This is a genomic window from Acidithiobacillus sp. TH-A36 (genome assembly GCF_057473445.1).
In genome coordinates, this window is record NZ_JBYCKP010000626.1 from 1 (window position 1) to 9,150 (window position 9,150).

The following is a 9,150-nucleotide window of genomic DNA, read 5'->3' on the forward strand; positions in this document are numbered from 1 at the left end:
CTTCAGGAATATGTTGATAAATCACCTGATGGATGGAAGTTTCTGCCGAAGGTTTACGTCCGCTGGGAGCAAGCAGCACATCCCCCTGGAGGTTTACTGAAACAAAATCTCCTGTGTCCAGCAAATCCTTGGGACGGCCACTGGCGGTAATCCAGAAAGCCTCTTCAGCCATCCGCGCCGATAAATTACCGGCTGTTCCCAGCATCCAGCCTCTTTCGTAAAAGCTTCGGGCAGCCAGTGCCAGCTCCTGTCGCAAATCTTCATGGTGCATCGGCACCCTCCTTCCACCAACCGCGTGCCGCCAGTGCGGCATTGACGTCATCCAGCGTTTCAAAAGGAATGAAAGCCTTGCCTTCTTCCAGCAGATATTGCGCCAGCCGATCACGGGCACAAACCAGAGGGCAATCGCGCGCCACCCGCAGATCAGTGATGGAATCGCCAATACAAAGTGCCGTCCCGGGCTGATAGTGGGCGAGCACCTGACGCTTGGCGACCAGTTCATGATCATCCTGCCAGGGCGAAAAAACCCGCAAAGTCGGGCCGGAGCAATCCACTTCCAGCCCGTGAATCGCGTGAATATCGGCGCGATAAGGTTCCAGGACGATTTCTGCCATGCGGGTAAAGCCACCCGTCACTACAATAAAAGGCACAGCAGCCTGGCGGGCGGAAGCCAGTAAATGTTCCAGACCGGGACGCAAGGCTGTACCCCGGACAAAGTCTTCCATTTCCGGCCAGCGTTGGGAAGGAATGCCTTCCAGGATCCGGGGTAATCCTTCCCGCAGCCCCAAGCGTTGCGCATATATTTCCGGAAGAAGCTGCGCGGCAGCCTCCGGGGCGAAATGCCGCATCAAGGCCACAAAAATCTCCTGCTCCGTGATGGTTCCATCAAAGTCACAGAAAATGGCTTTGGACAGCATCAGGCGGCCCCCCATTTTTCAACGGCCGCCCGCAAAGGCCCGGCGGGCAGATCGGACAGTTTCAGGGAAGCGCCCTCCTGCCAGCGTTCCAGCCCCTCATGAAAGGCCAGCACGCCGCTGGAGGGGCCCATGGGATGATCCATAATCCCGGTACCGGCGTTGAGAATAAGCTCCGGGCCGTAATCTTCCAGAATGGCATCCAACATACCGGGGTGCACCCCCGCCGAGGGAACTGGCGCCACGCCCCGCGCCCGTAAGGCCGCAACAATGGCCTGCTCGTCCGCCTCCGGAAAAGGCAAACTGCCATAATGGGCCGGATAAAGAACCGCATCCGCGCCGGCATGGGCCATCGCCGTCCCCAGTATGGCCGCATAGGCAAAACCATGATCGGGTGCAGCACACCAGGCCCCGGCCAGAGCCGGATGCGCAAAAATCGGGACGTTCACCTCCGGATCTGCTGCCAGGGCTTCCAGCATGGGGAATCCATAGGCAAGCACATTCAGGAGCAGGGCGTTGGCCCCCCGGGCAACCAGTTGCCGGGCCAGTTCGTGAACCTGCCGGGCATCGCCGGAAAGATTCATGGCGTAAAGTAGATCCCGCCCGGTCCGATCACGACGCGCCTCAATGATAGGTGCACAGGCTTCCCAGCGGGCGAGCGTCGCGGCTGAGGGCAGGTCCGGCAGAATTTCATCATCCTTGATGATATCCAGACCAGCCATCGCCACTTCTGCCAGAATTTCGGCATGGTCCCCGGCGCTCAGCCCCAGAGCGGGCTTGAAAATGGCCATAATCAGGGGACGCTCGGCTACGTTCAGTTTTTCGCGGATACCCGCCAGACCAAAGCGACAGGATTGCCCATACCCTTCAGGTAGGCGTATGGACAAGACCTTGGCCGGGCCCGCCAGAGAATATTTCCCGAAAATCATGGTCAGCAGGCTACCCATGCGTCCATCCACATTTTCGGCGGGGAAACGGATGGTCGCCAGGTGTCGCCCCTCGGGTAAGTCATGTACTGCCCGCACTTCAGCAAGATGCCCGCGAAGCTGTTCTTCCCGATGCTGAAAGCGCGCGTCCCAGCTTCCGGCAGTCTGCCCGATGGCAATGGCCTGAGCCTGCCGCTGCGCATCAACCCCGGCAGGAAACTGGTAATCCACCTCTATGTAGGCACTCATAAATCGTGAAAACTCTGCAAGGTACGGTCCGTATAATGGGGAGTCCATCCGCCTCGGGCACTGAAGTAACGGACCGCCTTGATCCGCTGGAGTTGATTGAGGCGGAACCAGTGCTCCACATCAGCCGGGACATGAATATAATCGCCCGCCACCACGGTCAGCTCGACCTGCTGCGCATCAGGCAGCACAAAGCCAAAAACGCCTTCGCCATCGACGATGTAACGCACCTCTTCATCATCATGGGTGTGAATCCGGTGAAAACGGGCGTTGAGTGCCTCCAGCTGGGGATGGCCGGGATAAAGCACGACCAGATCCCGGTCCTGATACCCTTTTTCGGATTGTAGGCGCCGAAACACCGCATCCAGAGTCTCCAGCAGCATTCCCTGATCGTCGCTACCGAGTTCTGCCTGGGCCAACAGGGAGCGGCTGCTGTCCGTTGCGGGAACAGGAAGCTTTTCCAGAAGCACACCCAGCGGAGCCAACAGCCCGGCAATGATGTCGGGGTCCGTAACCAGCGCCGGATCACCGGCTCTGCGTAAAGTCGCCATGATGACTTATTCCCTCCAGATCAAAGATGCCATTCGTCCGGTCACTGCATCCCGCCGATACGAAAAAAATTCGCTATCACTGAAAGTACACAGACCTCCACCATAAATGGCCGTGACCCCAACCCGGTGCAGGCGCTGCCGGGCAAGCTGATAAATATCCGCCAGCCAGCGATCCCCTGGCCCGGCACGAAAGGCGCTGACAGCCTGCGGATCTTCCGCAACAAAAGCTGCCCGCAACTCCGGGCCCACTTCAAAAGCGTCGGGCCCGATGGCTGGACCCAAGTATATCAGAACTTCCTTGCCATGCACTGCCAGCGCCGCCACCCCTTTTTCGAGAATGCCGGCCAGCAGACCCCGCCAGCCCGCGTGAAAGGCCCCGAGATGCTGACCATCACGACTGCAAGCCAACACCGGCAGACAATCAGCCGTCAATACCGCTAACACTTGCCCCGCAATATGGGTCACCACCCCGTCAGCTTCGGGAAGCGGAGAGAGGTCTTGAGCAGCTGGAATCTGCAGTAATTCCGTACTATGTATCTGGCGCAGCCATAGTGGTTCTTGCGGCAATTTCAGCCAGGTACGCAGCAGCTCGCGATTTTTAGCCACGGCCTGTGCCGCGTCTCCAACATGATCGCCCAGATTGAAGGAGCGATAAGGACCTTCACTGTAACCCCCGTTGCGTCGGGTAATCGCACTATGGACTCCTGCTGGCAGCGGCCAGTCAGGGATTAGAACAGATGGAATAGATGCTGCATCAGTGGGCACGGCGGGCCTGCCGCAACAAATCCAGCAGTTTTTCCATTTCCTCCGGAAGCGGACTTTCCCAACTCATCAACTCTTCCGTTTCCGGATGATACAACTTCAAGCGCCAGGCATGCAGAGCCTGTCGCCGAAACTGCTGCCAGTAAGCCAGGCCTTCCACATCCAGACCCTGGGGCACGCTCATGCGCCCCCCATATACCGGGTCCCCGACCAACGGATGACCAATATGGGTCATGTGCACCCGGATCTGATGGGTACGCCCGGTGGCCAGACGCAAACGCAGGAAGCTGTGGCGGGGGAAGCGCTCCACCAGACGAAAATCCGTTTGCGCAGGGCGCCCGTCGGCACGCACCGTCATCCGCAGCCGGTCATGGGCATGGCGGCCAATGGGCTCATCCACCCGACCACCCCCGGTCATCGGGCCATTCACCAGGGCCAGATACTCCCGGTGCATGGTATGGTCACCCAACTGGTCTATCAGCGACTGCCGCGCCATTTCGGTTTTGGCCACTACCAGCAAGCCGGTGGTGTCCTTGTCCAGACGATGGACAATACCACCCCGGGGCAGATAGGCATTATCCGGTAGATGCGCCAGCACCCCGTTCACCAGGGTACCATCCGCATGGCCGGCACCGGGATGGGTCAACTGTCCGGCCGGTTTGTGGAGGACCAGAATATGCGCATCTTCATACATAATATGCAGAGGAATATCCTGGGCCAGCCAGACACTGGGTTCGCTTTCCGGCCAGTCAATGTCCACCGCTTCTCCGCCCTGAATGCGCAGGCTGGGTTTTTCGACGGCGCCGTTCACCCGAATATGGCCGTCTTTCAACAGGGTCTGGATCCGGCTGCGGCTGATGTCCGGAAGCAGGCCACTCAAAACCGCATCCAGTCGTTCACCGGCTTGATCCACTGGCAAAATCATGGGAAGTCCCGTAGTATCGTCGCTCATGGCTCGCCACTATAGACTATTGTCCTTCATGCGCAAACGCTTACTTATTTCATTTTGTTGTACTGCCATTCTGGCCGGTTGTGCCAGCACTCCCCACAAAGGTGATCAGGCTGCGGAAACCCACGAATCGGCCGCCCAGATGTATCAGCCCGCCAAGCAAGCCATGGAACGCGGAGATTACACTTCAGCCATTCGCCATTATGAAGAACTGGAAACCCGCTATCCCTACGGTCCCTATGCGGAACAGGCGCAACTGGATACTGCATACAGTTACTACAAGAGTGGCGATTCCGAAGCCGCTGCAGCAGCCGCCGAACGTTTTATCAAGCAGCATCCGGCCAATCCCCATGTGGATTATGCATGGTATTTGAAAGGCATTGCCTACTATGAAGGCATCCAGGGCGCTGAATGGAATCCCAAACCCGCCGAAGAAGCCTTTAGCACTCTACAAACTCTGGCCACACGCTGGCCCCATAGTCCCTATGCTGTCGATGCCCGGCTGCGTATGGCCAAAATCATCGATATTCTCGGCAAGCGCAACCTGGACATCTGCAAGTTCTATTATGTGCGTCACGCTTACGTTGCGGCGGCCAATCGCTGTGACAATGTGGTCACCCGCTATCAGCTCAGCCCTTCAAGGGAAGAAGCCCTGTACTATCTGGTCCGCTCATACCGGCATCTCAACCTCCAGAATCAGGCAGAAACCGTAAGCAAGGTGCTCTCCTACAATTATCCCAAAAGCAAATATCTGGGTGATCTGGGCACTGGCCACTGAGCAAGGCTTCCTGAAACAGCACCTGGCCTGGGAGACCTGACCGCGACCTTGTCCGGGCTGCTCGCGTCAACAGCCCCCAGACCAACAGCCGAATCAGATAATCGCTGAGGGAGCAGCTGGCTGTCCCTGGTGAGCAGGATCAGACCGCCTCGGCACCTTCTTCACCAGTACGGATGCGAATCACCCTTTCCACAGCACTCACAAAAATTTTGCCATCGCCAATTTTGCCAGTACGTGCCGACTGTTCGATGGCTTCAATGGCGCGATCCGCCATGTCGTCGTCGACGACCACTTCCAGCTTGAGCTTGGGCAGAAAATCCACCACATATTCCGCCCCCCGGTAGAGCTCGGTATGCCCTTTTTGCCGTCCGAAACCCTTCACTTCCGTTACGGTCATTCCGGCCAGACCAATTTCCTGCAATGCCTCACGCACATCATCCAGTTTGAAGGGCTTGATGATCGCCTCAATTTTTTTCATGGTGTTGCTCCTCGTTCAGCTTATGATGACCACCCCAGGAAGCGTAGCCGTTGGTAATAGGATAGCGCCGATCTTTTCCAAATGCGCGGGTGCTGATGCGCACACCGGGAGCCGCCTGTCTTCTTTTATACTCGGCACGGTCAATCAACTTCAATACCCGCTGCACCGTGTCGACTGCAAAACCGGAGGCAATCAGTTCTGCCGCAGAACGATCCTCCTCTACATAGGCCGCAATGATGGCATCCAGCACCTCATAGGAGGGCAGACTATCCTGATCCCGTTGATCAGGCGCCAGCTCCGCCGAGGGCGGCCGACTCAATACCCGCTCGGGAATGACAAGGGCATGTTGGTTGCGGTAGCGGGCAAGACGATAGACCAGGGTTTTGGGGATATCCTTGATGACCGCAAAACCACCCGCCATATCACCATATAAGGTGGCATAACCCACCGCAATTTCACTTTTATTGCCGGTGGTTACCAGCAGGTGCCCAAACTTGTTGGAGTAGGCCATCAACAACCCGGCACGCACCCGCGCCTGCAGATTTTCCTCGGTGGTATCCACCGGGCGTCCCGCAAACAGCGGCGCCAGGGCCTGCAAATAGGCCTGGAAAACCGGCTCGATGGAAATCAGATCGTAGGAAACCCCCAGACTTTGCGCCTCGGCAATGGCATCTGCAACGCTCATTTCGGCGGTATAACGGGAGGGCATAATCAGGGCATGCACCTGCTCCGCTCCCAAAGCATCCACAGCGATTGCCAGGGTCAAGGCTGAATCCACCCCGCCCGAAAGGCCCAGCACAATACCCGGAAAATGATTTTTACGCACATAATCGCGGACCCCCAGAGTCAGGACCGCATAAACCTCGGCTTCCGTATCGGCTGCCGCAATGAGCGCTGTATCGCCTTTAACCTGCAAACCCTGAGTGGTTTTTTCAAAATCCGTGAGGATGACCGCCGTTTCACAAATCGGCCCACGGACAACCAACTGGCCCTGTGCATCCACCACAAAGGATCGACCATCAAAAACCAGCTCATCCTGACCACCCACCAGGTTCGCATAGCAGATGGGCATTTGTGTCTGCGTCGCCAGCGCCACCAGCCGAGCTTCCCGCTCCCCTTGCTTGTGCCGGTGGTAAGGGGAAGCATTGAGGACCACAAGTAACTCCGCGCCCTGGTCTCTGGAGGCTTGGGCCACTTCGGAACCACACCAGACATCTTCACAAATGGCCACGGCGCAGGAGACTCCCGCACAGTCAAAAGTCAGGGGCCGGGTACCCGGCGTAAAGTAACGCAGTTCATCAAATACTGCGTAATTGGGCAGACAGTGCTTGTGGTAAACCGCTTCTACCTGACCATTTCGCAACAAGCTGGCACTATTATAAAGTCGCGTGTTGACGCGCTGGGGATGCCCCAACAACAAGGGCAAAGGCGTTTGCGCTGCCAAGGTTTTTACCGCTTCTGCGCAGGCCTGCACAAAGTCTTCACGCAGCAGCAGATCTTCGGGAGGATAACCGCATAAAGACAGCTCCGGGGTTACCAGCAAATCGGCACCCCCAGCTTTTGCCTCCTGTGCTGCCGTCAGGATTAATGCCACATTCCGGTCAATGTCACCGACCCAGACATTGCACTGCGCCAGAGCGACGCGCATTAATGGCTCAACAAAGCTGCGGCGCACGTACCCAATTCAGCCGGAGAATGCACACAATGTACCCCCGCCGCCTCCAGTACTGCGTATTTTGCCGCAGCAGTTCCGGCATTGCCGTCAATGATCGCGCCAGCATGGCCCATGCGCTTGCCCTTGGGCGCCGTTGATCCGGCAATAAAAGCCACCACCGGCTTGCTGACACTTGACTGAATATAGTGAGCCGCTTCTTCTTCCATGCGCCCGCCGATTTCGCCAACCATGATAATCAGCTCGGTTTGCGGATCCGCCTCAAAGAGCGCCAGCACCTCGACAAAACTCATGCCGATCAGTGGATCGCCACCAATACCGACACAGGTACTCTGGCCGAGACCCAGGCGGGTGGTCTGCTCAACCGCCTCGTAGGTCAGGGTGCCGGAACGGGAGACGATGCCGACCTTGCCCGGACGATGGATGGAACCGGGCATAATCCCGATTTTTGACTGTCCGGGAGTGATGATACCAGGACAGTTGGGACCAATCAGACGCGCCGTCGAACCCGCCAGATAGTGTTTCACCATCAACATGTCATGCACCGGGATACCTTCGGTAATACAGACAATCAGCTCAATGCCCGCCGCAGCCGCTTCAATAATGGCATCGGCCGCAAAGGGAGAAGGCACATAAATCACACTGGCTTCGGCGCCGGTTTCCCGCACCGCATCAGCCACCGTATTAAAAACCGGCAAATCCAGATGGCGGCCGCCCCCTTTTCCGGGTGTGACCCCGCCAACCATGCTGGAGCCATAAGCCACGGCCTGCTGCGAATGAAAAGTTCCCTGCTTGCCGGTAAACCCCTGGCAGATAATACGGGTGTTCTGAGACAGCAATATGCTCATATATGCACCAAAACAAGAATCAACAGTAGAATAATGACGGCTTCACCCAGCAACAAAAGCAGTATGTAAGGATTGCGCCGGACAACGGGCTGGGTATGATTCACATCGCTACGCAGCGCTGCGAGATCTTGACGGAGACCCTCCAGATCATCCACCTGGGCCACCGTTTTCAGGCGCTCGTCCAGAATCTGATCCAGCAGCACCGCCATTTCCGCCATGCGCTCGGCAGATTTTTGATCTGCGCCGCGTTTTACGTAGGCATCGGCCAGGCGTGAAATCAAGGGGCCGGAATTGCGCAACACCGGCCACAACCGCTGCAACCAGAAAATATTGATGGACACCTTAGCCCTGAGCGGCAGCCACCGCTTTCACAGCGGCATCCGTCAGACCATCGGCAGAAATCAATGACAGGCCACTTTCTCTCAACAAAGCCATCCCTTCCTCCTTGCGGGTTCCCTCCAGGCGCACCACTACCGGCAGATGGATGCCCACCTCGGCTGCGGCCTGAATAATGCCTTCTGCCAGCAAATCACAGCGGGTGATGCCTCCAAAAATATTGACGAGAATGGCTTTGACCCGGGTGTCGGACAAAATCAGCTTAAATGCCTGGGTGACCTTGTCTGCCGCCGCACCACCACCTACATCCAGAAAGTTGGCGGGTTCCCCGCCATGCAGCTTGATCATGTCCATGGTCGCCATAGCCAGACCGGCACCATTGACCATGCAGCCGATATTTCCCTCCAGGGAAATATAATTGAGCCCAAACTGTCTGGCGACAATTTCCCGACCATCCTGCTGGGTGGAATCAAACAATTCGTCAGATTCGGGATGCCGGTACAAGGCATTGTCATCCATAACCAGCTTGGCATCCAGCGCCAGCAGACGGCTATCACTGGTGACCGCCAGCGGGTTGATTTCGACCATCAACGCATCCAGCTTCTGGGCAAGACGATACATGCCCTGCATGATGCGGGTCAGCTGCTGCACCTGACTGGTATCCAGACCAAACTCAAATCCCAGCTGTCG

General features: G+C 57.3%; 12 protein-coding genes. 1 reads left to right on the forward strand and 11 read right to left on the reverse strand.

Annotated features, from left to right (window positions below; all coding sequences use genetic code 11):
* The 6 genes from AC2VLY_RS15655 to rluD all read right to left on the reverse strand — a co-directional run.
* A partial coding sequence (locus AC2VLY_RS15655; protein ID WP_486922601.1) for a class II aldolase/adducin family protein occupies positions 1-271 on the reverse strand: 271 nt, incomplete at its 3' end.
* On the reverse strand, positions 261-917 hold the full coding sequence (locus AC2VLY_RS15660) for an HAD-IB family phosphatase (protein ID WP_227485451.1): 657 nt from the start codon (positions 915-917) through the stop codon (positions 261-263). The genes AC2VLY_RS15660 and AC2VLY_RS15655, both read right to left, overlap by 11 nt.
* On the reverse strand, positions 917-2,089 hold the full coding sequence (locus tag AC2VLY_RS15665) for a RuBisCO large subunit C-terminal-like domain-containing protein (protein ID WP_486893768.1): 1,173 nt from the start codon (positions 2,087-2,089) through the stop codon (positions 917-919). Before AC2VLY_RS15665 ends, AC2VLY_RS15660 begins: the two co-directional genes overlap by 1 nt.
* Positions 2,086-2,637: a cupin domain-containing protein gene (locus AC2VLY_RS15670; protein WP_486893766.1), complete on the reverse strand. Its 552-nt coding sequence runs from the start codon at positions 2,635-2,637 to the stop codon at positions 2,086-2,088. The genes AC2VLY_RS15665 and AC2VLY_RS15670 overlap by 4 nt, the downstream gene beginning before the upstream one ends.
* A 6-nt stretch (positions 2,638-2,643) precedes the next feature.
* Positions 2,644-3,402, reverse strand: coding sequence for a peptidoglycan editing factor PgeF (gene pgeF / locus AC2VLY_RS15675; RefSeq protein ID WP_486893765.1), 759 nt, complete (start codon positions 3,400-3,402; stop codon positions 2,644-2,646).
* Positions 3,392-4,351 carry a 23S rRNA pseudouridine(1911/1915/1917) synthase RluD gene (rluD, locus tag AC2VLY_RS15680; RefSeq protein WP_486893763.1) on the reverse strand — a complete coding sequence of 320 codons (960 nt, stop codon included), beginning with the start codon at positions 4,349-4,351 and terminating at the stop codon, positions 3,392-3,394. Before rluD ends, pgeF begins: the two co-directional genes overlap by 11 nt.
* Before the next feature lie 28 nt (positions 4,352-4,379).
* Here rluD and AC2VLY_RS15685 point away from each other — a divergent pair, with 28 nt between their 5' ends.
* Positions 4,380-5,126: an outer membrane protein assembly factor BamD gene (locus tag AC2VLY_RS15685; protein WP_486893771.1), complete on the forward strand. Its 747-nt coding sequence runs from the start codon at positions 4,380-4,382 to the stop codon at positions 5,124-5,126.
* A 139-nt stretch (positions 5,127-5,265) separates the two neighbouring features.
* Here AC2VLY_RS15685 and AC2VLY_RS15690 read toward each other — a convergent pair whose 3' ends face one another.
* The 5 genes from AC2VLY_RS15690 to AC2VLY_RS15710 form a co-directional block, all read right to left on the reverse strand.
* Positions 5,266-5,604: a P-II family nitrogen regulator gene (locus tag AC2VLY_RS15690; RefSeq protein ID WP_193650903.1), complete on the reverse strand. Its 339-nt coding sequence runs from the start codon at positions 5,602-5,604 to the stop codon at positions 5,266-5,268.
* Positions 5,591-7,252, reverse strand: coding sequence for an NAD+ synthase (locus AC2VLY_RS15695; RefSeq protein ID WP_486922603.1), 1,662 nt, complete (start codon positions 7,250-7,252; stop codon positions 5,591-5,593). The genes AC2VLY_RS15690 and AC2VLY_RS15695 overlap by 14 nt, the downstream gene beginning before the upstream one ends.
* The gene (gene sucD, locus AC2VLY_RS15700; RefSeq protein ID WP_486892789.1) at positions 7,252-8,124 is read right to left on the reverse strand and encodes a succinate--CoA ligase subunit alpha; all 873 of its coding nucleotides are present in this window, start codon (positions 8,122-8,124) and stop codon (positions 7,252-7,254) included. Before sucD ends, AC2VLY_RS15695 begins: the two co-directional genes overlap by 1 nt.
* Positions 8,121-8,465, reverse strand: a complete 345-nt coding sequence (locus AC2VLY_RS15705) for a hypothetical protein (protein ID WP_024893552.1) — start codon at positions 8,463-8,465, stop codon at positions 8,121-8,123. Before AC2VLY_RS15705 ends, sucD begins: the two co-directional genes overlap by 4 nt.
* A gap of 1 nt (position 8,466) precedes the next feature.
* Positions 8,467-9,150: succinate--CoA ligase subunit beta (locus AC2VLY_RS15710; protein WP_486922602.1), on the reverse strand; the 684-nt coding region annotated here is incomplete at its 5' end.